Raw genomic sequence first — 23730 nt, 5'->3', positions numbered from 1 at the left:
TATATGATAAACTAATCATATCAAAAAACATATGACGGAGAGATACAATGGATTTCAGGCAATTATATTACTTTAAAGAAATTGTGAAACAAGGAAGCATTTCTAAAGCAGCAGAAGTGCTCCATATCGCGCAACCACCACTTAGTCAATTATTAAAAAAGCTTGAAACTGATCTTGGCACAACTTTAATTCATCGATATCGTCAAAAATGGGAGCTTACAGAAACAGGTGAAATACTATACCAATATGCCAATCAAATGCTAATGCAAATTCAAGATGTAAAGCAGCAAATTCAAGAAATTGAACAAGGTATAGGAGGAACAGTAAGTATCGGTGTATCGTCTACATGTTCTAATATGCTCATTGACTATGTTAGTATGTTTAGAACACAATACCCTAATGTTAAAATAAATATAGTAACTGGAAATTCAGAAGAATTATTAAAAAGACTAGAACAAAGAGAAATTGATGTTGCCTTACTTTTAAGATTGGGCGATAGTGAACAATATGAGATGAAAATATTAAAAAAACAACCAACCGCTGTGATTATACCAACAAGCTGGGCAACATCGTTTTCATCACAGCATGTGACGATTGAACAGATAGCCCAGTTCCCATTCATTATGCTAGGAGCAATGGAAGGACTCTCTTTCAATGAAGATCTCTTCAAAGTGTTTGATGAACATCAAGTCAAGCCAAATATCATTATCGAGTGTAAAGATATAAGGATGGTTATAGCACTTGTTAGTAGAGGGCTAGGATTATCCGTTATTCCAAGAATGGATTACACATCAACATTTTTAGAACATACAACGCTTTTTGAATTGAAACAATTTGATTTTCACCTAGAGCCTGTAATAGTAAAATTAAAAGACCAAAGAATTTCAAAAGTAGCATCTCAATTTTGGGAAATGGTTGATTAGGAGATGTGAACAAAGCAAAAATAGTCTTTAATCAAGTAATATAGACATCGTCCGAAGAATTGAGTTGGAATAAAAAAGTTCTTTACTTGAGGAAGTTTCAAACTGACTGTAGCTATATAAATAAAAGATAAAAAAGTTCTTTACTAATTTGAAAAACGCAGTAATTACACTACTTATTAGTAAAGAACTTTTTTATACAAAGACAAGTGGTTTCAACAAATAAAAAAGCTCCTGCCCGAGTGAAAGGTGCTATAACAGATTAAGTTTGAAAAAATAATGATAGAAAAGAAAAAGCATGACAATTGTATGTTATGCTTTTTTATTTTTACTTAAACAAAATATACAACAAAAATATTATATAAAATAATAAAAATTTATTGTAAAACAATAAAATATATAATAAAATCAAAATCAGAATAAATAAGTATGCTGCTTTTCATAGAAAAGGTAACAACGTTATTTTTAAAACTAGAGGAGGTATGAATATGGACATTAACAATTTAATCATTGAAAATATGGATAACCCTCATGAGTTGGAAAAAATGTATAGAAAAGACCCGAAAGCTTTTAAAAAGTCATTCTCACAAGTATGGGAACAAAATCCTGGTTCTCAGATTCTTGGTGCTTGGTATGAAAGGTTGCATTTTAAGGAGAAGGTAAATACAGAAAAAACATCTTTATTTCAAAAGGGTTTCTTATTCATGGGCCTTTTAGCTATTCTGGCCGGGATAAGCACCAGAATCATTTTCCACTTTGTCGAACAGGGTGCAATTGCTCCAATTAACTTGGCTTTTGGTGTAATTCCCTTTATTGTCACTTATTTTGTTTACAATAATACTCCGAAAAAAAGTATTATTTATTCCCTTGTAGCGTTGTTCTTAATTTCCGGGTTGTATCTTAATATGTTGCCATTAAATGATAAAGACAGTATTATCCTTGTTTATTTACATCTTCCTATATTGTTATGGGTCTTAGTAGGGCTTGCATTTACGGGAAATGAATATTCAAAGGGTAGTACAAGATTAGCCTATATTAAGTTTAATTTGGAATATTGTCTTCTCTACGCCAGCATGGCAGTGAGCGGAATGGTATTAGCTGTATTGACTATGCGGTTATTTATCTTTGTTGACTTGGATATAGGAGAATTCTATTTTAGTAATGTTGTTTTATTTGGTGCTGCTGCTCTCGCTATTGTGGCTGCATACTTGGTATCGACGAATCTTAAACTTGCTAAAAATATTACACCATACATATCTAAAATTTTTAGTCCTCTCGTCCTGATCACATTGTTGATCTATCTTATAACGGTTATATGGGTCGGGAAAAACCCGTTCTTGGACCGCAATTTCCTAATGGCGTTCAACGGAATACTCCTTGGTGTATTGGCTGTCACCATATTTTCCATTGTTGAGAGTGACTCAGACGAGAAAAAGAACATTTCAGATTATATCAATTTTGCCTTAATTGTTCTTGCGCTTATTATTGATACTGTAGCTCTGTCAGCCATCGTATTCAGACTTTCTTCTTACGGGATTACACCTAATAGACTTGCTGTTTTAGGGGTAAACATACTGATTTGGGCAAATCTAATTTGGATTATGTTTTCCTATATGCGTTTTCTACAAAACAAATCAGGACCGACAACTATCCAAGATGCCGTTACGAAGTATTTGCCAATCTACGGACTTTGGGCTGCTTTCGTTATATTTACTTTTCCTATAATTTTTAATTAGAAAGGTTTTGTTAACGTAACGACAAGTTAATCTTCTATAATCAATAAAATCCTTAAAGTCGCTATTATACATGGGTGTATAATAGCGACTTATTTTCATTACGTCTGTAGTATCAGTTATTTCATTTTCTATAATTTCTCGACAAAAAAACGTCCTGAATTAGGACGTTTTTTATTATGTATATTGCTGCTTCTTCTTAATAAGTAATAATACTTGTGACACACAAGCTAGTATTGGTAGTTCTATTAATGGCCCAATAACTAATGCAAGTGCAATAAGAGGCTCATCTGGAAAAGCAGTCACAGCAATAGCAAGTGCAACAGGTGAGTTTCTCGCTAACGTTGTTAAGCTTAGGCTGACAGTGTCTTCATAGGATAAATGCATCATACGTCCTACAAACTGTCCTAGTATAAAGTTAATCATGAAGAACAGTAATACTGGTATAAGTAACAATAAAACAACATTCATATTTTGTAATAAGTACTTACCTTGTGAGGCAAACATCGCTACTATTGCTAAACTTAAAAATACAATTTGAGCAGAGCTGAAAAACGGAATGAGTTTATTCTCAAGTGTTTCAGCTTTTTTCACTTTATGCATAATGAATTTTGTAGCGTGCGCAAGTAAAAATGGTAAGACGATTACGATAACAATACTTTCTACTAAAACAGAAACCGCTACAGTCTTCATTACACCAGCAAATAAAAATAAATAAATTGGAAGCAGTAATACTTGTAAAATTAAATTTACGGGTAAAATTGCTGTAGAAAGTGCTACATTTCCTTTCGCTATTTCAGTAAATATTAAGTACCAATCTGTACATGGAGTAACCATCAACATTATAAATCCAACCCAAAGTGCTGGGTGATCTGAAAGAAATAATGCTCCTAATCCCCAAGCAAGGAAAGGTGTCCATATAAAGTTAATACCTAGGCTTGTTCCAGCGAATTTTAAGTTGCGGAATCCATTTTTTATTTCTTTCAACGGGATGCTGAGGAATAATCCATATAGCATGAAAAATAAGAAGGGGACAATAAATTTGTCTGAATACATATGTATGACGTTAAATTGTCCAAGTATGATGCCGCATATAACAGCAAAAAGAATAATAAAAGTTTGAATCTTTTCTATAGTGCTCATGAATAAATCCTTTCTAAATATGAATTTTCCTCTCTAAGTTTATTATACAAGTAATAAAGTCGTATTTGGTGTTCAATTGTATTTTAGTTAATGTTTTTAATTCGAGATTTATTTTTTTATTAAAAGTCACTTGACTAAAGTAAGTGACTATATTACAATCACTTACATAAGGTAATTAAATAACAAAAAGTTTTAGTCAGCTTTATTTAAGGTATCAACTGGAACTTTTTATTAGAATAAGAATTTTTATGATGATGAATAATGAATATGATAAGAAAGTTTAGGTGAAGAGAATGGGACTATTTAGCTCATTATTTGGTAAAAAAGAAGAAAATACAAAAGTAGAGGGGAATAAAAAAATGTCAAAAGTATTATTCGTAAAAGCAAACGATCGTCCAGTGGAGCAAGCAATTAGTTCAAAAATGTATGAAACATTTGTAAGTACTTATAAAGAAGCTAATCCAAATACAGAAATTACAGAGTTAGATTTATTTGCATTAGATCTTCCTTATTACGGAAATATCGCTATTTCAGGTGGATACAAACGTAGTCAAGGTATGGAGTTAACAGCTGAAGAAGAGAAGGCTGTTGCTACAGTAGATCAATATTTAAATCAGTTTTTAGAAGCCGATAAAGTTGTATTCGCGTTCCCACTATGGAACTTTACAGTACCAGCACCGTTAATCACATATATTTCATACTTATCTCAAGCTGGAAAAACGTTTAAATATACAGCAAATGGTCCAGAAGGTTTAGCTGGTGGTAAGAAAGTAGTTGTATTAGGTGCTCGTGGTTCAGATTACTCTTCAGAACAAATGGCTCCTATGGAAATGGCAGTTAATTACGTAACAACTGTACTTGGATTCTGGGGAATTACAAATCCAGAGACAGTTGTAATTGAAGGACACAATCAATATCCAGATCGATCACAACAAATTGTTGAAGAAGGTTTAGAGAACGTCAAGAAAGTAGCGGCGAAATTTTAATTAATAGTAAATGTAAAAACCAACATGGATGACCATGTTGGTTTTTTAGTCTATTTCTATGTTAAAAAATGTATATTTATAAAATAAATGAAAAGTTTGAAAATAGTATTGCAAAATATTATATATCAAACTATAATGAGTTCAAGAATAGTTGATACTTAAATTAAATATTCAGAAAATTCAATTAGTTAAAATTGGAAAATGAGATAAGGAAATTTGAATGGGGGTTATATTATGGCGAATAAAGTACCGTTTTCGTTCATAGTAGTTATTGGATTAATGTTATTTGCACTATTTTTTGGAGCAGGAAATTTAATTTTCCCGGCAATGCTTGGTCAATCGGCAGGAGAAAATGTATGGATTGCTAACGCTGGATTTTTAGTAACTGGTGTTGGATTACCATTACTAGGTGTACTAGCATTTGGTTTTTCAGGTAAAGATGATTTACAGTCATTAGCAAGTCGTGCTCACCCAGTGTTCGGGATTGTGTTTACAACAGTTTTATACTTAGCGATCGGTCCGTTATTTGCAATACCGAGAACAGGAAATGTATCTTATGAAATTGGTCTTAAGCCGTTTATGCCAGAGGGATTAGGTTCTACACCTTTAATTCTTTTCACAATTGTATTCTTTAGCATCACTTGTTTTTTTTCGCTAAATCCCGCGAAAATTGTCGATATTGTTGGAAAAATCTTAACGCCAATTAAATTAACATTCATCGGTATTTTAGTAATCGTTGCTTTTATTCACCCGATTGGAGAAATGCAAGCACCAGTTGAAGCTTATACATCACACGCATTCTTTAAAGGATTCCAAGAAGGATACTTAACGATGGACACGCTTGCATCATTCGTATTCGGAATCATCATCATTAATGCAATTAAAGAAAAAGGTGCGAAAACGAAAACGCAAATTATGGTCGTTTGTGCAAAAGCGACAATCATTGCAGCATCTATTTTAGCAATTATCTATACAGCTCTTTCTTATATGGGTGCTTCAAGTGTTGCAAAGCTTGGACATTTAGAGAACGGCGGAGAAGTATTAGCGAAAGTTTCTAACTACTATTTTGGATCATATGGTGGAGTATTATTAGGATTAATGATTACAGTAGCTTGTTTAACAACTAGTGTAGGACTTGTATCAGCATGTTCTTCATTCTTCCATAAGTTATTCCCAAATGTTTCTTACAAAGCAATTGCAGTCACGCTATGTGTATTTAGTGCAATTGTTGCAAACGTAGGATTAACACAATTAATCGCAGTTTCTGTTCCAGTATTAACAGCAATTTATCCACTAGCAATCGTATTGATTTTCTTAACATTCTTCCATTCATTATTCAAAGGAAGAGCTGAAGTTTATCAAGTGAGCTTAACTGTAACATTTATTATCAGCTTATTCGATGGATTAAGTGCAGCTGGAGTTAACATTGAAGTAGTAAGCCAAGTGTTCACTAAATTCCTTCCGATGCAGGAAGTAGGATTAGGCTGGATCTTCCCAGCGATTATCGGTGGATTTATCGGGTACGGTATTAGTGTTCTAAAAGTGAAAAATCAAGTTCAACCAGCAGCTAGAGCGAATAAGAAAATAGGTTAAATATAAAAAGTTATAGACTTGTTTCTATAACTTTTTTTGTTACTATTAATAAGGATAGAAAAAATAAAGTAGTAGGGGAAATAGAATGAAAAAAACAATTGATCATATCGGCATCGCAGTTCGAGATATAGATAGTACGATACGTTTTTATGAAAAGGTATTGTTAGGAACTTTAATAGATCGTTACGTAAGTGAGGCACCAGGCGTTGAAAGTGAAGTGGCTATTCTTGAAGTAGATGGCGATAGAATTGAATTACTTGCGCCTACGAATAATACGACATCTCCAATAGCCCGATTTATTAAACAAAAAGGTAAAGGCGTTCATCACGTTGCGTATCGTGTAGATGATTTAGATGTAGCTTTAGAAGAGTTAAAAGAACAAGGTATTCGAACGTTAGAACATACACTTCGAATGAATAAACATGGTAGGCGATTAATTTACCTTAACCCAGCAGATACTGAAGGGACAATTATTGAGTATTGTGATTATCCGGAAGAGAAATAAAAGAAGTATATTTTTGAGAAAGGTGTTACGTACTAACGTAGCACCTTTAAATATATGTATTTGTGTGGAGTGACAAAAAAGTTATACATTTTATAAGAAAGTCATATCTTATACTAAGATGAAAATTAGCTGATTATTCTCTTTTTCCATAGCAACATGTTAAAGGGGAATAGTAGTTTGTAACCAACTATATATTTTTAGGCAATTAATATAAATAGTTAATTTCATGTATTGGAGAGTGGTTATCTGTGGAGATTTCAAATAGTGCTGAAAATTATAACGTATTATTTGTTAAATCTGGTGCTTCTGTATATTTTCCGGTGCTAGAGGAATCTATATTTAATAGTTTGACAAAAGCAATTGGTAATGTAACGATGGTAACATACGAAAATTTGGTGAAAACAGCTTTAAAGATACAACCGTCTCTCATTATTGTATTCCATGGTTTTGAAGAAGGGATAACTAAGGGGATACAAGAATTAAAGCAATATAAATTTAAGACTGCACTCTGGCTTACAGATGATCCTTACTTTACAGATGTGACGAAAAACTTAGTGCTTGATTATGATTATGTTTTTACACAAGATACAGGATGTATTGATTTTTATAAAGATTTAGGCTGTGATAATGTATATTACTTGCCTTTAGCGGCCGAACCTCCTTTATATACGCCGATACTTACGGAAGAGGAATACGCATTTGATATTAGTTTCATAGGGACTGCTTTTGATAATCGGCTCGCGTTTATTGATTCAATTGCAGAGTACTTAGTGACTAAAAACACTCTAATTATAGGATGTAATTGGGATAGACTAAAAAGTTATGAGTTATTGAAGGATAAAATTTTACTTTTACCATTTTTGGTTTATAAAAATAGTATGGGATATTACAAAAAAAGTAAAATTAACATTAATATACATCGTTCGATAGAGGATTTAACATTTAATATAAATAAAGTAAAAATAAATGCTTGTTCCATTAATAATCGTACATTCGAAATAGCTAGTACAGGTGCTTTTCAAATGACGGATATTCGTTCAGACTTGGAAAAGTGCTATATTCCAGGGGCACAAATTGAGACATTTACTTCATCGGTTGATTTTATAGAGAAAGCAGAAAGATATTTAGTGAATCCGGCACAAAGAAAGAAAATTGCGATGGAAGGACTTAAGAGAACGCTAATCGAACATACATATGATAAAAGGGTAAAACAGTTGTTAAAAATAATTGAAAGTAACCCTAAAAAAGAAAATGAAATTTAAAAATAGGGAAAGGATATGTTGAAACACAACATATTTAAAGAACAAGGTATTCGAGCGTTAGAGCATATACTTCGAATGAATAAACATAGCAGAAGGTTAATATATCTTAACCCGGCAGATACAGAAGGAACAATCATTGAGTACTGTGATTATCCAGAAGAGAAATAAAAGAAGGATATTTTTTTAAAAGGTGTTACGTACTAACGTATCACCTTTTTATTTATCCCGCTATTTGTGGGCAGTAAGACTCCCACCTCAAAAGCTGGCGAATGTGAGGGAGTTAGGTGGGGGAAGGGCAAAAAAACCACTGATTAAAGTTTTACTTTATGTATTTCACATTTTCTTCACAAATGATTCACGATAACTTTTCTTTTTTAGAAACTTACAAAAATATATTTTGTGCTATAATAATAATCGACTTTAAAAATATAAGTAATGTCTGTGAGGATAGTTACTATTATATTAGAAGTATAGAGGTGAGGAATTAATAGAGAGTGATACTATATAGATCCTTATACTTAATCAGGTTAATAGTTTAGCGGAGAATAAAATTCAAGAAGTAAAGTAATGAAAGTGTAGTGACGAAAAAGAAAGAAGTGAAATGAGTGTGAAAGTAATAAGAAGGTTAGGGGCATGGCTATTAATTGCATGCGTTTTTATCATATTAATACCAAAAAGTGCATCTGCTCATGCGTATGTTGTAAAATCAAACCCTACGGAAAATGAAACATTAAAGAAAGCACCACCTGTTGTGAAAATTGAATTTGATGAGGATATACAAGTTTCACATTTTAATACATTGTTTGTAAGAGATTCCTCAGGTAAAAGAGTAGATTTAAAAGATGCTCATATAGATAAAAGTAATAAAAAATTATTAGAAGCTGGCTTAAAAGAGAATCTCAAAAATGGTCTCTATTCTATTCAGTGGAAAGCTATTTCAGCTGATGGACATCCAATTCAAGGAGTTATTCCGTTCCGTATTGGGTCAGCAGAAGCGGGAACAGATGATATAAAAGTAGAAGAGATGGGCTATGTTCCGAAAATCGATATGATTGTGGAACGCGGAATTTTATATACAAGTTTTTCTCTATTTATCGGTGTTCTATTATTTAATCTTATCCTTTATAAAGGAAGTGAAAGTCAAGTTCAGTCGAGGAGTAAGAAAATAATATGGATATCATTATTTGGTATATTCATTAGTTTACTTTTCAATTTACCATTGCAAGCGAAAATAAATGCTGATGTTTCATGGCTAGAAGCATTCGATCCTTTATTATTAAAAGAAACATTACAGCTATCTGTTTTTGGTTATGTATGGATCACTCAAATGGCTCTTATTAGTATGCTTATAATTGTTACATATTTTGCGATGAAGCGTGAAAAGCTTTCGTCTTTTAAAGTATGGAGCATTCCAATACTATTATTTATTGGGTTACTTGTTATGAAAGCCTTCAATAGTCATGCATATGGATTAAAGTTTAAAGAAATTGCTGTCGTTATGGACTTTCTACATTTATTTGCAGCTTCATTATGGGTTGGTGGTCTATCATCGATTATTCTTCTTTTACGTAAAGAGGATGGTAAGTGGGCTATGTATTGGGATGCGATTAAGCGTTTTTCACCATGGGCAACAGGTACTGTCATAGTGATTTTATTAACAGGTCTTTTTAACAGTACATTTTTTATTCCAACGATCCATTCACTATTTGATACGAAGTATGGATTAGCCTTATTAGCAAAGATACTTTTATTCGTTTGTATGGGTATATTGGGAATTATTCATTATGTGAAAGGGAGAATGCGAGCGCAGCAAAGGTTAGGAGCTACGGTGAAAGTAGAGTTTATCATTGGAGTTATCGTTTTCATAATCGTGGCCTTTATGACAAACGTACAAACACCACCGATGCCTCCTACTGGACCTTTTACAGAGAGTAAACAATTAGATAATGGATATGAACTTACGCTAAATGTAAGTCCTAATAAAGTAGGACAGAATACATTTCATATTACTTTGAAGGATGAAAATGGACAACCTGTTACTGATATGGAGCAAATTATACTAACGACTCAATCGTTAGATATGAATATGGGCAAAGGTTCATTTAAAGTTTCGGCAGTTTCACCGGGAGAATATGAAGCGGAAGGTATGTATATTAACATGACAGGAAACTGGAATATACAAGTTCACGGATTAACAAAATCTCTTGATAGCTTTGATACGGATTATAAATTTATAGTAGGCGGCAGGTAAAGTGAAACTTTAATCAGTGGGGGACGCATCCCACACTGATTATTAGCCCGCCCCAATTGGGCTTTTACGGGCAGTTGATCCCCAGCCTAACTTCTTTGCTTTCGCTGAATTTTGAGGTAGGGGGTCATACTGCGCGGCGAATAGCGGGGTAAAGAGGCGTTATAGATGAAAGGGAGTAAATAGAAAATGAAACGTATAAAAAAATTAGGAACAACAATGATCGCAACAATAATTGCAATGGGAATTTTTTCGTTACCTGTTAGTGCTCATGTGACTGTAAAACCAGCAACTTCTGACGTTAGCTCTTGGGAAACTTATACAATAAAGGTACCTGTTGAAAAGAATATGGCAACAACAAAAGTTACACTGAAAATACCATCTGGAGTCGAGTTTCAACAGTATGAGCCAGTACCAGGATGGAAAGTGGAAGAACAAAAAGATGCAGCTGGAAAAGTTAAAACTGTAATATGGGAAGCAACAGGAGATGGGATTTTACCTGGTCAGTTCCAGCGATTTACTTTCGTAGCTAAAAATCCAGATAAAGAACAAAAAATAGCTTGGGATGCATATCAGCAATATAAGGACGGAGAAATTGTTGAATGGACAGGTGATGAGAAAGCTGAGAAACCACATTCTCTTACTACGATTGCAAAAGGTACATCATTAACAGGAGAACATGGTGAAGTATCTAATGTGAAAGAGAATGCAGGTATCATTAATATGCAAACAATAGCAATTATCTTATCCATTTTGGCAATTGTATCGTCAGTGGGTACTTGTATTTTTGTAGTACGTCGTAAAAAATAGGCAACATTGAAAGGTCTCATTGAAAGTAATGAGACCTTTGTTAATTAATATTAGAGATTAAGCAGCCTCGAGGAGGGATGCGTGTTTGAAGTGTTAAAATTAAATAATTTTTTGTATCTTCTGCTCTTTACTTTTTAGAGATGGTCATAAGCGAACCAGCATTGTTTCAGGGTGGCGTGACAAGAAATTGGAGGAGAAATATTGGGAAATAAAAAATTGACATTCGTATTATTCATTTACCATACAAAAAGCCCCACAAGCATAGCGCTTAATAAGGAAACAGCCATTCCGCTAACAAGAAGCTTCCAAACATTCTTACCGATGATTGAAGATTTTTCTCCGCCAAATAATGAATTGTAAGTTCCATAAATCATACCTACTGTACTAAAGTTAGCAAAAGAGGCTAGAAATGTTGTTGCAACTGCAATCGTATGCGGTTGTAAAGACTTTAAGTTTGATTTTAAATCCATCATTGCAACAAATTCGTTCGTTGTTATTTTTATCCCCATTAATTCAGCTACATACATAGCATCACTGCCTGATACACCAAGTAAAAATGCAAAAGGACTAAAGATAATAGAGAAGATTTTTTGAATTGTTAAACCTGTTACAAAAAAACTTAAAATCCCATTTAAACATGCTGTTAATGCTACATATCCAATTACCATAGCTAAAATAACAATAACCATATTCATCCCAACTAACATACTATTTGAAATGGTAGAAAAGAAATCTTTTTTTTCATTTTTTGAAGGTGAATAAATAATATCTTCTTCTTTAGTGACTTCTATAGGATTTAAAACATTGGCTAAAATTAATGCGTTAATACAGTTTAAAGGAATGGCGCTGAAAATATATGTTGCTGGAACCATTGATAGATAAGCACCAAGAATGGAACCGCTGACGCTACTCATACTCATAATTCCAAAAGTCAACAAACGATTTTCTTTTAAAACAGATAATTGATCACGAACAACTGCAAGTGCTTCCGTGTTTCCTAAAAACATCATTTGAATGGAAAAGAAGCTTTCTAACTTTGGTAAACGAGAAATCTTTGAAATGATTGCACCTACTTTATCGATAATCCAAGTTAAGATTCCAAAATAAGAAAGAATATCAAAAAAAGTGATAACAAAAATGATAGGAAGTAATGCGCTAAAGAAGAAATCAATTGTTTGATTTTCCATAGCTGAAGGAAATGCAAATCGAATACCTTCATTCGCACATGAAAGTAGCCAACTGAAAAATGACGCAATTTTATTAATTATGATACTACCCAATTTGGTACCTAACATAAACCATGTAATAAAAAGCTCCAATATTATTAGAATACTGATTGGTCTCCATTTTATTTTTCTTTTATTAGGCGAACATAGGAAAACGAATAATATTACAATGAAAATCCCTAAAATATTTAATATGAAATTCATGTCAACAACTCCTTGAGCTTTATTATTTGTATATAAAAAAGCTCTTATTCTTCATACTTTGGCTAATGAACAGAAGTATGAAGAATAGGAGAGGAACAAAAAATTGATGGTTTATAAACATCCCAATACAACGAGAGAAATCATATCATTATTTGAATTTTTGTATTCTACGGGCTGCCGTATTGGAGAAGACGTAAAACTGAATCGTGATGATATTAACTTCTCAACGAATCATTTTGCATGGGAAAGGTGATAAAGAAAGGGAAGTATACTTTAATACTCGTTGCACTATTTGGTTAAAAAGGTATCTAGATGAAAGAGATGATGAGGAGCCTTGTTTGTTTATTACGGGAAGAAGGCTGAAAAGAAACTTGTAGAAAATGCCTTCTTAGACCATACAGGTTGGGAAACCTCGCATCTACTCAAGACCATGAGAGATGCGACAGACTTTTATTTTGACGAGATATGCCAGATTCACATGCCGACATGGTCAAAGGGGCGGGTTACATTGGTAGGTGATGCAGCGTATGGACCATCACCTTTATCGGGTCAAGGCTCTAGCCTGGCGCTTGTCGGGGCTTTTGTATTAGCTGGTGAACTCAAAGCTGCAGATGGCGACTTCGCCCGTGCATTTATTGCCTATGAACAAAAAATGAGAAAGTTTGTTGAGAAAAATCAAAAAATAGGATTAATGGCTGCAGGGAGTATGGTTGAAAAATCGAAATTCAAAATCTTTCTTCGCAACTTAATGTTGCGTATACCAACTATTATGGTTGTACGATTTAAGATGGTTTCGAAAATGATAGCGAAAGCTGCTAACGGGATAGAGCTGAAAGATTATTGATATGGATAGTTATAACAAAAAGAGAGATTTCCCTTTTTGTTGGTACTTAAAGTGATGGTGCACAAAATAGACATAAGAAAGAGCCTACAAAAAGTAGGCTCTTTCTTATGTCTATTTATTTCATTTCAACTTGCTGCCCTACAGCAAGTGTTTTCGGCTTTATATTTACAAAACAAATACTTACCACAATAAATAAAAGTCCGATAAATAAGCTAATCGTAATTGCCTCATGTAAGAAAATTGAACTTACAATAATAGCGATAAGAGGGATAAGGAATGTATAAGCTCCAACTTTGCTTGCTTCACCGGCTCCAACAAGTGTGAAGTAAGCGAGCCACCCCATTGCAATAACAAAGAATGAGATGAATAGTAGTACACTTACAAATGGTATACTCCAAGCGATGTTAGACCAGCTTTCAAATTTTGAACCAAATCCGATTAAGCAAAGTCCGCCAATAATAAGCTGAAGTGTTACCATCCAAATGGCATTAACGCGGTGTCCAGTTTTCTTAATAAATACTGTGCCGAGTGCCCAGCCGATAGCACAGCCTAAAGCAAGTAGAACACCGATAATAGAAATATGTCCAGTTAAACTACTAGAGCTAATAACCCCTACACCAATAAATCCAAGAATAAGTCCGAAAATTTTCAAGCCATACATTGCCTCTTCAAGCCAAATCCATGAGAAAATGCCGAGTAAGACAGGTTGGAGAAATACGATTGCGGAGAATAGTCCGGCGGGCATGTATTGAAGTCCGACAGTTTGTAGTCCGTAAAATATAATGATGTTAAGTAAAGAAGAAATAACGTATAAATGCCAAGTTTCTTTTAAATGTAACTCTTTGTATTTCGGTAAAGCGAAAAGGAGTAAAATGAATCCTCCAATTAAAGTTCGAACGCCTGCAAATAAAACGGGTGGTGTATAATGTAGGGCAAACTTAGATAAAGGCCAATTGATTCCCCACATGAAAACGAGAAACGTAAGGATTATGGCTGTCTTAGTTCGAGAAAGCTGTGTCACTGTAAAACCTCCTTGGTGTTATTCATCTCACTATGATATGATATCGACTGTGATAAATAAAATGAATCTTTTTTATAAGGAGTATAAGTGATTAGTTATGACCATTACACAACTGCAAGTATTAATAAAAACTGTTGAGTTAGGTAGTTTTACGAAGGCTGCTCGGGTGTTAAATATGACGCAACCAGCTGTAAGTCATGCGATTTCAAGTATTGAGTCAGAATTAGGAGTTACTATTCTTATACGTGATAAACGAAAAGGATTACTCGTTACGGATGTAGGAAACAGAATTCTTGTACATATTAGAGAGATTTTGAACGGTGTAGAGAAGATTGAACAAGAAGTTGCGATGGAGAAAGGGCACGAAGTTGGGACGATTCGAATTGGTAGTTTTCCGAGTGCTTCTGCGCATTTCTTACCCAAAATGATAAATCTTTTTAAGGAGAAGTATCCGAACTTAGAAGTCGTTCTTTGTGAAGGGACGATTAAAGAAGTTGAAGATTGGTTAGTATCGAGGGTTGTTGATATAGGAATTGTTATTTTGCCTAATAAAGATATGGAGATTGTCCCATTAACGAAGGGGAAAATGGTTGTTATCTTAAGAGAGGATCATCCTCTTTGTAAGAAGGACTCTATTACAATTAGTGATTTAGAGAATGAACCGATCATATTATGTAAGGGCGGATACGAACCACCCATTATTGATATGTTTAAACAAGCCAACGTACCACTTCGGGCTGAGTATGTAATTTCGACCGTTACTACAGCTTTAAATATGATTCAAGAAGGATTAGGTATTGCGATATTAGCTGAATTATCTTTAACGAATTTACCAAAAAATGTGCAAACGAGAGAGTTGGAACCGCAAGTATGGAGAGAAATTGCTTTAGCTGTTCCATCATTAAAGGATTCTTCAATCGCTGTGCAGCTATTTATTGAAGAATTTCAAGCGCTATTTACAGAATAAAAAGAAGTGTCTCATATATCATAATGGGACACTTTTTAATTTGCTTATAAAAAATCTATCAAAAGGATTGACTTATCTTTTAGTTGTAACTATAATGATTACATCGAGGTGGTGATTACGATGAAAATTAGTAGCCGCTTTTCTATAGCTGTTCATATTTTATCTATTTTAAAAAACAATCCATCTTCACTTTGCACTTCAGACTATATGGCCAAAAGTGTAAATACAAATCCGGTAGTCATTCGTAAAATAATGTCGTACTTGAAACAAGCTGGATTTGTTTACGTAAATCGCGGACCAGGTGGCGCGGGGTTATTAAAGGATTTACATGAAATCACGTTGTTAGATGTGTATCATGCAGTAAATGTAGTGGAAGAGGATAAACTATTTCATATTCATGAGCAACCAAATCCAGATTGTCCAATTGGCGCGAATATTCAAGTGGTGTTAGAAGTTATATTAATTCAAGCGCAATCCGCGATGGAAGAAGTTTTGAAAAATATTACGATGGGGCAGTTGTTTGAATCTTTACAAGAGAAAATGAATGCTTAAAATATTATCTATATTTTTTTATTATTAATGTAACTGTTTTGATTACAACTATAAAGGTAAGGTGTAAAAATTATGACTGTAAAAATGAAAGTATACTCAGACTTTATATGTCCGTTTTGTTTTTTAGCAAAAGGTCCATTAGATGAAGTAGCGAAAGAGAAAGACGTAGAAATTGAATGGATGCCATTTGAATTACGTCCAAGTCCATATTCAAAAATAGATCCATGGAATGAACCAGAAAAGTTAGGTTCATGGGATGCTTTCATTCTTCCTACAGCGAAGAAATTAGGAATCGATATGCGCTTGCCACGTGTTTCACCGCATCCATATACACATCTAGCTTTTGAAGGATGTGAATTTGCGAAAGAACGTGGGCTAGGGAATGAGTATCATCACCGCGTATTCACCGCATTTTTCCAAGAAGAACAAAACATTGAAGATATTGATGTGTTAACAAAACTAGCGGTAGAAGTAGGGCTTCCAGAAGCTGAATTTAAAGATGCATTAGTAAATCGAAAATATAAAGAAAAACATCAAGAAGCAATTCAGCGTGCATATGATGAAGCGAATATTATGGCTGTTCCAACTGTCATGATTGGCGATGAAGTCATTCAAGGGCTTGCTAGTAAAGAAACGCTAGAGAGAGTAATTGATAAAGAAATTGAAAAGAATAAAACAAATTCTTTTGAAGGAATGCAATGTAATACAGATGGATATTGCTAATTCGCTTGTTATGAAATAACAAAATAAATTATAAAACAAATATTTGGAGGAATTAAAATGTCAGCAACTACAACAAACTTAAAAGAAGCAATCGTGAACCGTCGTTCAATTCGTAAAGTAACAAAAAATGATGCAATTACAAAAGAAAGAATTGAAGAGGTTTTAAAAACAGCTTTACACGCACCAACATCTTTCAATATGCAAAGTGGCCGTATGGTTGTATTAATGGATGGAGAGCATGAAAAGTTTTGGGATATCGTAAAAGAAACGCTTAGATCACGCGTACCAGCAGAAAACTTTGAAGCGACTGTAGAAAGACTAAAAGGTTTCCATACAGGTGTAGGTACAGTTTTATTCTTTGAAGATCAAGCAACTGTAGAAAAAATGCAAGAAAATGCACCGTTATATAAAGATCAATTCCCATTCTGGTCTCATCAAGGTAATGCCATGTTACAACATACTGTGTGGATGCTATTGTCTGCTGAAGGAATTGGCGCATCACTGCAACATTACAACCCAATCGTAGATGCTGAGGTAAAAGAAACTTGGAACATTCCAGCAGAGTGGAGTTTAGTAGGACAAATGCCATTTGGTGAGCCAAATGAAGAACCAGGGGAAAGAACATTCTTACCTACTGAAGATGTAGTGAAATTTTATTAAGAAATTTGATATATAAAGAGTTAGATAAACAAAAGGAGAGTACATATTAGCCATATATGTACTCTCCTTTTGTATGTAATGTTTAAACTCTTATTGTAAGAACAATTTCCTTCATATGCATCGATGTTTTTCCTTACAATTAAAAATCTATTATGTTTATTATTTTGAAATGACAGTAAACATCCCTGTCATGTTTGGTGAGTAATCTTTAAAATCAAATTTCTCATAGAACGATTCTTTACCTTGTGATGCAAACAAACCGACAAACGCCTTATCAGGGGCGTTCTCATTTAAGTATGCAACTAAACGATGCATGATTTCTTTCCCAATACCATGTTTCTGATAATCTGGATGAACCACTATATCTTGAATATAGAAATAGATAGATCCATCACCAACAATTCTCCCCATGCCGATAATTTGATCATTATCTTTGACTGTGATGCAGTGAATAGAATGCTGCAGTGAAGTATCCGCTACTTCAAAATTCATATAATTAGTCCATCCAACAGAATCACACAAATATTTATATTCTTCTAATGTTGGAATGTTAAGTTTAAACTCATATGTTTTCAAAATGTATCCTCCAAGTTCTTAAATTCAACAAGTATATAAATTCGACATTTTTTGATATTTTCCTTCTCTTACACAACTGAATTCCCTTTTAGTAATTGAATTACGCACAGTTTCCTTATTTGTATTTGTGTTAATTTATAAGAGTTTAGGGAAGAAATATAAGAAATAATCCGGTGAGAAAGGAAGTAGAAAAATGAATGATGAGAAAAAATATACAGTGGTAGGTACTGATGTCGAGGAAGTAAAGCGTTTAAACAAAAATTCAGGGTTAACGTATAACCAAGTGAAGGAATTGTTAGTGAAGCAAATGCAAAAAAGAAATGATTAGATTGAAATAATTAAGCTTTTCATTTAGTATTTTTTTAGAGAGGGTTAAGTAATAGATAACTCTCTTTTTTCAATATGAAAAATCTACTAAGGAGCAACAGTTTAAAAATAGACGATCTCCTAAAATATAGAGTTGATAAAGTAGTTTTTAGAAAAGTATTAGATAAAAAAATCCGACAATAAAAAAGAAAAAAAGGATTCTTCCCAATTAATAAGAAAGATTGTCTATAGAAGCTCATAAAATGTAATAGTATTACAATGAATAAGTGTGTGTTGCAATATATCCAATTTCCATCCATTGAAGGGGGAGGTTAAATCTTAATGAATGACGTGAAAAATTTTTTTCGAAGTAGAGGGTTTCAACGATTTCTCGTTTTAATAATATTAGCGCTTGTATTATATGGATTAAAAAGTATGATCAATTTAATTTTGATTACGTTTATACTGACATTTTTAATGGATCGGTTTCAACGTTTTATTTCAAAGAAGTTGAAAGTGAATAGGAAGGTAGTTATTGCTTGTTTATATATAATATTAGTGACCTTTATTGTCACAACATTGTATAAGTATTTACCGGTACTAACGATACAAATTTCACAATTAATTTATCAATTTAAATTGTTTTTTCAACATCCACCTGATAATGAGATGATTAGATACGTACTTTCAGCAATTAATGAAATGGAAGTATCAAAATATATTGAACAAGGTGTGGATGTCATTTATCAATCAATAGCAAACATAGGAAAGGTAAGTTTGCAAATACTATTGTCTCTTATTCTAAGCTTATTTTTCTTATTAGAAAAAGAGCGGATTATTTCATTCACGTCTAAATTTAAAGATAGTAAATTAAAGATTTTTTATGAGGAGATTGCATATTTCGGCGAAAGATTTGCAAGATCGTTTGGCAAGGTGATTGAAGCACAGTTTTTAATTGCGGTTGTCAATTGTGTGCTCACTGTAATCGCACTTGTCATTTTAGGATTTCCACAGCTCCTTGTATTAGCTGTCATGGTCTTTCTACTCGGTTTGATTCCAGTTGCTGGTGTTATTATTTCCCTGTTTCCACTGTGTATAATTGCCTATAACGTCGGTGGAGTTATGTATGTTGTATACATACTAGTATTCATTACAATAATCCATGCTCTTGAAAGTTATTTTTTAAATCCAAAATTTATGTCTGCAAAAACGAATTTACCTGTTTTTTATACATTTATGATTCTTATCTTTTCAGAGCATTTCCTCGGAATATGGGGGCTTATTATCGGGATACCGATCTTTATCTTTTTATTAGATGTACTTGACGTAAATAATGATAAATCGATTAAAAGTAATAAGTGATAGAAATAACCGATGTTGTCTTTTGGGGAAAACATCGGTTATTTCTTATTTTTTCTTTGGAGGAGGTAGTTTTATAAATTTATTTGCAATTAAAGCTATAATAACAGCAGCAAAAATAAACACCGCGATTATGCCAACCCCCATACCTGCCCATCCTCCTATAAGGAAGATACTTATCGGTATTGCTAACAAGCTTAAAATAATAAGAATCAATCCGAGATTCTTATCATATTTTTTGGTTGGAAATAATGTTCGGATGATTAAAAAGAGAAAAAGTATTAATGCCGCTACAGCTAGTAAGAGGATTACAATTGTCAAAGAATCATTCATGAAATCACTCCTTTCTATTATAGATAATATTACCGTTTAAATTGAGGGGGAACTGTAAAAATATAAAAAAGCAATCCAATATAAATTGGATTGCTTTTTTGATTAAAATATATGATTAAAGAACAGGAGCCATTGTTTCTTTCAATACTTGAACAGAGTGATCGAATTTTAATTCTTCTTCTTCACTTAATTCAACTTCTAAAATTTCACGAACGCCTCCGCGGTTTAAGACAGCAGGTACGCCAATATAAACATCTTGTTGGCCGTATTGACCTTCAAGGTATGCTGATACAGTTAATACGCTGTTTTCATTGTTTAAGATTGCTTTCGTAACACGTAGCAGTGACATGCCGATGCCGTAGTATGTAGCACCTTTTCGTTCAATAATGTGGTAAGCTGCATCACGCACGTTTATGAAAATATCATCTAAATCTTTTTGATTATATGTGTTGTCTTTTTCAAGAAGCGTTTCTAGTTTTTGAATGCCAATTGATACGTGACTCCAAACAGGAAGTTCTGTATCACCGTGCTCTCCGATAATATAAGCGTGAATGTTATGAGGTCCAATATCGAAGTACTCACCTAACATATAGCGGAAACGAGCTGAGTCAAGAGTTGTACCAGAACCAATTACGCGTTCTTTTGGCAATCCAGACTCTTTCCAAGTTACGTAAGTTAAAATATCTACAGGGTTAGTTGCGATTAAGAAGATGCCATCAAATCCGCTATCCATAATGCTACGAACAATTTGCTTGAAAATTTTAGCGTTTTTCTCAACTAAGTCTAAGCGTGTTTCACCTGGTTTTTGTGGTAACCCAGCAGTAATTACAACAAGATCTGCGTCTTTACAATCTTCATAACTACCTTTCCAAACCTTTGTTGGAGCTGGTGCGAAAGGTACGGCATGGCTTAAGTCCATTGCTTCTCCTTCTGCTTTTGCTTCATTTACATCCACTAAAACAAATTCTTCAGCTACAGCTTGGTTAATCATGCAGTAAGCATAACTACACCCAACTGCTCCTGTTCCTACTAATACAACACGGTTAATACCTTTTTTCATTTCAAAATTCCTCGCAATTTCATTAATTTTATTATGTAAGATAATACGTCTTACTTCTAAAGTTTCATATCTATTTTATTACATTTTATAAAAGATATTCAAGTAATTGAAAATGTATCCGCTCAATTACTTGAATGAAACATAGGAATCCTGTTAAACGAATATAATTCAGTAAAATCCTTCATAAAAGGGGAATTGGCATGGGGAATCCATTATCGATGGAAGAAATGCTTCAAATTATTCATGAAGGGCTTGCCAAAACAAATAACCCCAAACGGATTACAATTGCCGGTGCAGGGATGTCTGGATTAGTTGCAGCATCTTTATTAAAAGAGGCTGGGCACGAGATAACGATTATAGAAGCAAATAACAGAATAGGTGGCAGGGTGTATACGATTCGTGAACCATTTAGTGCAGGGCTATATTTTAACGCAGGCCCTATGCGTATTCCGGATACTCATGATTTAACTTTAGCTTACATTCGTAAATTTAAACTACCGTTAAACTTTTTTATTAATAAAACTTCTGCAGATATAATTTATACGAATAACAAAAGAACGAGATTGGATGTGTTTGAAAAGGACCCAAGTGTACTTGGATATCCAGTTTTAAATAAAGAAAGGGGGAAAACGGCAGAAGGATTAATGTTAGAGGTATTGGAACCGATACTTAATTATATTAAGAAAGATCCTAATAAAAACTGGATTATTGTTAAAAAAAAGTATAAAGCATATTCGCTCGGTTCATTTTTAACCGAGTATTATTCAGATGGGGCAATAGATATGATCGGAGTACTTCTTGATATGGAAGCATACATGGGAATGTCTTTAATTGAAGTATTACGCGAAATGATCTTTTTCACTTCAACGGCGAAATATTATGAGATAACGGGCGGGATGGATGCATTACCAAATTCATTTTTACCAGAGCTAAAGGATAATATTTTTATGTCGTATAAAGTAGAAAAAATTATACAGGAAGATAATAAAGTAATGATGCAAGTAACACATGAAAAAACGTTAAATTCATTCATAGTAACTGGTGACATCGTTATTGTCACAATTCCATTTTCAGCTTTGCGATTTGTAGAAGTCCAGCCGTATCATTTATTCTCTTATTATAAAAGACGGGCAATTCGTGAATTGAATTATATTGCTGCAACTAAAATTGCGATAGAGTTTAAAAGTAGATTTTGGGAAAGAGTGGGGCAGTGTGGTGGTAAATCTATTACAGATTTACCGATACGTTTTACATATTATCCGAGTTATGGCATTCAGTCACCAGGGGCAGCTATTGTTATAGCAAGTTATACGTGGGCGGATGAGGCATTAACATGGGATAGTCTCCCGCATAGAGAGCGTATTCGTTACGCATTGAAAAATTTAGCGCAAATTTATGGGAATGTGGTCTATAGTGAGTTTATAAAAGGGGAATCTTTTAGCTGGAGTAAGAATACGTATTCTTGCGGAGCATTTACAGCTTTTGAACCAAGGCAAGAGCTAGAATTATTTCCTTATATTGCGTCGCCGGCTGGAAACGTACACTTTGCAGGAGAACATACAACGTTGACACATGGGTGGATGCAGGGAGCGATTGAGTCTGGAATTAGAGTTGCTCATGAAGTAAATGAAAAGTGAAGCTAGTAGATATATTTACAAATTGTTATTCTTTTAATAAAATGATAAATATAAATCGTAATTATTACGCTTTGAATACGTTTGAAATAAAGAAATGGATGGTTGATCAAATGAATAAAGTGGAAATTCATATATTAGGTGGTTTTTTAGGTAGTGGAAAATCAACATTATTACAAAATTTATTATTAGCGGAGAAAAAGAAGAATAGAAAAGTTGCTGTTTTAATGAATGAAATTGGTGAATACTCAGTAGATACAGATATTATTGGTAAAGAGAATGTATTAAGAGAATTACTAAAAGGATGTATTTGTTGTACGTTAAAGGAAGAACTTGAAATACAATTGCATTCATTATATCAGCAAGAAAGACCAGATGTAATTTACATAGAAACAACAGGCGTTGCACATCCAATTGAAGTGTTAGATGCATGTGTATCACCAATTTTAGCACCTTTCTTAGAAGTGAAATCAATTGTAGTCGTTTTAGATGCAGTAAGATGGCTAAATCGAAGTATATTAAGTGCAAATGTACAACAGTTACTGCATGAGCAAATGAAATTTGGTAGTCACCTTCTTATTAATAAATCAGATTTACTAACAGAAGAAGATAAGAACAAAGTATTTGAAGAAGTGAAAGCAATAAATAGTCATGCGAAATTGTTTGAAACAAAATATTGTAATATATCTTTAAATGATATAGAAGAAGCTGAATTTGTGAGTGATGGGGAACACGAGACACTTCATGTTAAACAGCATTTACATATACAAACGATGACGTATCAATTCACGAAATCGATTGATCAAGACAAATTATATGAATGGCTTTCGAATTTACCAGATAGTATTTATCGAGTGAAAGGTTTTGTGAAATTCCATGGAGATAAATACCCTCATCTATTCCAATATTCGTTTGGGGTACCGACTTTATTGGAGCAAGATTTTGGTTTCCCGACAAACTTGGTAGTAATAGGGGAAGGGCTAGATAAGAAACAATTGATTGAAGGGTTAGAGAAGGTCGAGCTTAATTCTAACTGAAAGTAAAAGACTAACCTATTTTAGGTTA

Annotated in this window: 22 protein-coding genes and 3 pseudogenes; 19 read left to right on the top strand and 6 right to left on the bottom strand. The window is 33.4% G+C overall.

Going from position 1 to position 23730, the window contains the following annotated elements; genetic code table 11:
• Positions 1-47: 47 nt before the first annotated feature.
• Together ACP6L7_RS03050 and ACP6L7_RS03045 are read left to right on the top strand one after the other, a co-directional pair.
• Entirely contained in the window at positions 48-923 is an 876-nt protein-coding gene (locus tag ACP6L7_RS03050) for a LysR family transcriptional regulator (protein ID WP_097833485.1), read from the top strand.
• Positions 924-1408: 485 nt separating this feature from the next.
• Positions 1409-2656 (top strand): DUF4153 domain-containing protein, encoded by a 1248-nt coding sequence (locus ACP6L7_RS03045; protein ID WP_097832505.1) that lies wholly within the window; start codon positions 1409-1411, stop codon positions 2654-2656.
• A 174-nt stretch (positions 2657-2830) separates the two neighbouring features.
• Here ACP6L7_RS03045 and ACP6L7_RS03040 read toward each other — a convergent pair whose 3' ends face one another.
• Positions 2831-3796: an arsenic resistance protein gene (locus ACP6L7_RS03040; protein ID WP_097832504.1), complete on the bottom strand. Its 966-nt coding sequence runs from the start codon at positions 3794-3796 to the stop codon at positions 2831-2833.
• Between the two features lie 293 nt (positions 3797-4089).
• On the opposite strand from ACP6L7_RS03040, the gene ACP6L7_RS03035 reads away from it, so the two are divergent.
• From ACP6L7_RS03035 to ACP6L7_RS03005, 7 genes and pseudogenes are all read left to right on the top strand, one after another.
• A complete protein-coding gene (locus ACP6L7_RS03035) occupies positions 4090-4782 on the top strand; it encodes an FMN-dependent NADH-azoreductase (RefSeq protein ID WP_097832503.1) in 693 nt (230 codons plus the stop codon).
• Between the two features lie 234 nt (positions 4783-5016).
• Positions 5017-6375, top strand: a complete 1359-nt coding sequence (gene brnQ, locus ACP6L7_RS03030) for a branched-chain amino acid transport system II carrier protein (RefSeq protein ID WP_097832502.1) — start codon at positions 5017-5019, stop codon at positions 6373-6375.
• Positions 6376-6460: 85 nt separating this feature from the next.
• On the top strand, positions 6461-6880 hold the full coding sequence (locus tag ACP6L7_RS03025; RefSeq protein ID WP_000750834.1) for a VOC family protein: 420 nt from the start codon (positions 6461-6463) through the stop codon (positions 6878-6880).
• Between the two features lie 248 nt (positions 6881-7128).
• Positions 7129-8142: a CgeB family protein gene (locus ACP6L7_RS03020; protein ID WP_097832501.1), complete on the top strand. Its 1014-nt coding sequence runs from the start codon at positions 7129-7131 to the stop codon at positions 8140-8142.
• Between the two features lie 36 nt (positions 8143-8178).
• A pseudogene (locus ACP6L7_RS03015) lies at positions 8179-8310 on the top strand (glyoxalase); the annotation flags it as partial.
• A gap of 433 nt (positions 8311-8743) precedes the next feature.
• The gene (locus ACP6L7_RS03010) at positions 8744-10393 is read left to right on the top strand and encodes a copper resistance CopC/CopD family protein (protein ID WP_141533450.1); all 1650 of its coding nucleotides are present in this window, start codon (positions 8744-8746) and stop codon (positions 10391-10393) included.
• Between the two features lie 186 nt (positions 10394-10579).
• Positions 10580-11200 (top strand): YcnI family copper-binding membrane protein, encoded by a 621-nt coding sequence (locus tag ACP6L7_RS03005; RefSeq protein WP_097832500.1) that lies wholly within the window; start codon positions 10580-10582, stop codon positions 11198-11200.
• A 236-nt stretch (positions 11201-11436) separates the two neighbouring features.
• On the opposite strand, the gene ACP6L7_RS03000 is transcribed toward ACP6L7_RS03005, so the two are convergent.
• Positions 11437-12630, bottom strand: a complete 1194-nt coding sequence (locus tag ACP6L7_RS03000; RefSeq protein WP_097832499.1) for a nucleoside transporter C-terminal domain-containing protein — start codon at positions 12628-12630, stop codon at positions 11437-11439.
• 145 nt (positions 12631-12775) lie between these two features.
• Here ACP6L7_RS03000 and ACP6L7_RS02995 point away from each other — a divergent pair.
• A pseudogene (locus tag ACP6L7_RS02995) lies at positions 12776-13004 on the top strand (tyrosine-type recombinase/integrase); the annotation flags it as partial.
• Positions 12992-13474: pseudogene (locus ACP6L7_RS02990) on the top strand (FAD-dependent monooxygenase); the annotation flags it as partial. The pseudogenes ACP6L7_RS02995 and ACP6L7_RS02990, both read left to right, overlap by 13 nt.
• Before the next feature lie 115 nt (positions 13475-13589).
• Here ACP6L7_RS02990 and ACP6L7_RS02985 read toward each other — a convergent pair.
• Positions 13590-14495, bottom strand: coding sequence for a DMT family transporter (locus ACP6L7_RS02985; RefSeq protein ID WP_430528887.1), 906 nt, complete (start codon positions 14493-14495; stop codon positions 13590-13592).
• Between the two features lie 97 nt (positions 14496-14592).
• Between ACP6L7_RS02985 and ACP6L7_RS02980 the strand changes: the two genes are divergently transcribed.
• The 4 genes from ACP6L7_RS02980 (at position 14593) to ACP6L7_RS02965 (ending at position 17397) form a co-directional block, all read left to right on the top strand.
• A complete protein-coding gene (locus ACP6L7_RS02980; RefSeq protein WP_071769982.1) occupies positions 14593-15462 on the top strand; it encodes a LysR family transcriptional regulator in 870 nt (289 codons plus the stop codon).
• A gap of 120 nt (positions 15463-15582) precedes the next feature.
• Positions 15583-16014: an Rrf2 family transcriptional regulator gene (locus ACP6L7_RS02975; protein WP_097832498.1), complete on the top strand. Its 432-nt coding sequence runs from the start codon at positions 15583-15585 to the stop codon at positions 16012-16014.
• 72 nt (positions 16015-16086) lie between these two features.
• Positions 16087-16737, top strand: coding sequence for a DsbA family oxidoreductase (locus ACP6L7_RS02970; protein ID WP_071733864.1), 651 nt, complete (start codon positions 16087-16089; stop codon positions 16735-16737).
• Positions 16738-16794: 57 nt separating this feature from the next.
• Complete coding sequence (locus ACP6L7_RS02965) at positions 16795-17397, top strand: nitroreductase family protein (protein WP_097832497.1); 603 nt, start codon at positions 16795-16797, stop codon at positions 17395-17397.
• A 159-nt stretch (positions 17398-17556) separates the two neighbouring features.
• Here the strand turns inward: ACP6L7_RS02965 and ACP6L7_RS02960 are convergent, their stop codons facing one another.
• Entirely contained in the window at positions 17557-17973 is a 417-nt protein-coding gene (locus ACP6L7_RS02960) for a GNAT family N-acetyltransferase (protein WP_097832496.1), read from the bottom strand.
• Positions 17974-18166: 193 nt separating this feature from the next.
• Here ACP6L7_RS02960 and ACP6L7_RS02955 point away from each other — a divergent pair, with 193 nt between their 5' ends.
• Both ACP6L7_RS02955 and ACP6L7_RS02950 read left to right on the top strand, forming a co-directional pair.
• A complete protein-coding gene (locus ACP6L7_RS02955; RefSeq protein ID WP_097832495.1) occupies positions 18167-18301 on the top strand; it encodes a hypothetical protein in 135 nt (44 codons plus the stop codon).
• Positions 18302-18621: 320 nt separating this feature from the next.
• Complete coding sequence (locus tag ACP6L7_RS02950; protein ID WP_097832494.1) at positions 18622-19641, top strand: AI-2E family transporter; 1020 nt, start codon at positions 18622-18624, stop codon at positions 19639-19641.
• Positions 19642-19686: 45 nt separating this feature from the next.
• Here ACP6L7_RS02950 and ACP6L7_RS02945 read toward each other — a convergent pair whose 3' ends face one another.
• Positions 19687-19971, bottom strand: coding sequence for a YesK family protein (locus ACP6L7_RS02945; RefSeq protein ID WP_097832493.1), 285 nt, complete (start codon positions 19969-19971; stop codon positions 19687-19689).
• 115 nt (positions 19972-20086) lie between these two features.
• Positions 20087-21031 carry an L-lactate dehydrogenase gene (locus ACP6L7_RS02940; RefSeq protein WP_000715316.1) on the bottom strand — a complete coding sequence of 315 codons (945 nt, stop codon included), beginning with the start codon at positions 21029-21031 and terminating at the stop codon, positions 20087-20089.
• Positions 21032-21231: 200 nt separating this feature from the next.
• Here ACP6L7_RS02940 and ACP6L7_RS02935 point away from each other — a divergent pair, with 200 nt between their 5' ends.
• Entirely contained in the window at positions 21232-22668 is a 1437-nt protein-coding gene (locus ACP6L7_RS02935) for a flavin monoamine oxidase family protein (RefSeq protein WP_430528886.1), read from the top strand.
• A gap of 110 nt (positions 22669-22778) precedes the next feature.
• Positions 22779-23702 (top strand): CobW family GTP-binding protein, encoded by a 924-nt coding sequence (locus ACP6L7_RS02930; protein WP_097832509.1) that lies wholly within the window; start codon positions 22779-22781, stop codon positions 23700-23702.
• Positions 23703-23730 lie beyond the last annotated feature (28 nt).

It is taken from the genome of Bacillus silvicola (genome assembly GCF_050524305.1).
In the GTDB taxonomy this organism is placed as follows: domain Bacteria; phylum Bacillota; class Bacilli; order Bacillales; family Bacillaceae_G; genus Bacillus_A; species Bacillus_A cereus_AT.
This window is presented reverse-complemented; position numbering and strand designations above follow the sequence as displayed.

Excerpts from the sequence above, each read along its gene's own strand:
- ACP6L7_RS03025 (WP_000750834.1), top strand. The coding sequence starts at position 6,461 with ATGAAAAAAACAATTGATCATATCGGCATCGCAGTTCGAGATATAGAT.
- ACP6L7_RS02940 (WP_000715316.1), bottom strand. The coding sequence starts at position 21,031 with ATGAAAAAAGGTATTAACCGTGTTGTATTAGTAGGAACAGGAGCAGTT.
- ACP6L7_RS03040 (WP_097832504.1), bottom strand. The coding sequence starts at position 3,796 with ATGAGCACTATAGAAAAGATTCAAACTTTTATTATTCTTTTTGCTGTT.
- ACP6L7_RS02955 (WP_097832495.1), top strand. The coding sequence starts at position 18,167 with ATGAATGATGAGAAAAAATATACAGTGGTAGGTACTGATGTCGAGGAA.
- ACP6L7_RS02980 (WP_071769982.1), top strand. The coding sequence starts at position 14,593 with ATGACCATTACACAACTGCAAGTATTAATAAAAACTGTTGAGTTAGGT.
- ACP6L7_RS02970 (WP_071733864.1), top strand. The coding sequence starts at position 16,087 with ATGACTGTAAAAATGAAAGTATACTCAGACTTTATATGTCCGTTTTGT.
- ACP6L7_RS03050 (WP_097833485.1), top strand. The coding sequence starts at position 48 with ATGGATTTCAGGCAATTATATTACTTTAAAGAAATTGTGAAACAAGGA.
- ACP6L7_RS03005 (WP_097832500.1), top strand. The coding sequence starts at position 10,580 with ATGAAACGTATAAAAAAATTAGGAACAACAATGATCGCAACAATAATT.
- ACP6L7_RS03010 (WP_141533450.1), top strand. The coding sequence starts at position 8,744 with ATGAGTGTGAAAGTAATAAGAAGGTTAGGGGCATGGCTATTAATTGCA.
- ACP6L7_RS03000 (WP_097832499.1), bottom strand. The coding sequence starts at position 12,630 with ATGAATTTCATATTAAATATTTTAGGGATTTTCATTGTAATATTATTC.
- ACP6L7_RS02930 (WP_097832509.1), top strand. The coding sequence starts at position 22,779 with ATGAATAAAGTGGAAATTCATATATTAGGTGGTTTTTTAGGTAGTGGA.
- ACP6L7_RS02945 (WP_097832493.1), bottom strand. The coding sequence starts at position 19,971 with ATGAATGATTCTTTGACAATTGTAATCCTCTTACTAGCTGTAGCGGCA.
- brnQ (WP_097832502.1), top strand. The coding sequence starts at position 5,017 with ATGGCGAATAAAGTACCGTTTTCGTTCATAGTAGTTATTGGATTAATG.
- ACP6L7_RS02935 (WP_430528886.1), top strand. The coding sequence starts at position 21,232 with ATGGGGAATCCATTATCGATGGAAGAAATGCTTCAAATTATTCATGAA.
- ACP6L7_RS03035 (WP_097832503.1), top strand. The coding sequence starts at position 4,090 with ATGGGACTATTTAGCTCATTATTTGGTAAAAAAGAAGAAAATACAAAA.
- ACP6L7_RS03045 (WP_097832505.1), top strand. The coding sequence starts at position 1,409 with ATGGACATTAACAATTTAATCATTGAAAATATGGATAACCCTCATGAG.
- ACP6L7_RS02950 (WP_097832494.1), top strand. The coding sequence starts at position 18,622 with ATGAATGACGTGAAAAATTTTTTTCGAAGTAGAGGGTTTCAACGATTT.
- ACP6L7_RS02975 (WP_097832498.1), top strand. The coding sequence starts at position 15,583 with ATGAAAATTAGTAGCCGCTTTTCTATAGCTGTTCATATTTTATCTATT.
- ACP6L7_RS02965 (WP_097832497.1), top strand. The coding sequence starts at position 16,795 with ATGTCAGCAACTACAACAAACTTAAAAGAAGCAATCGTGAACCGTCGT.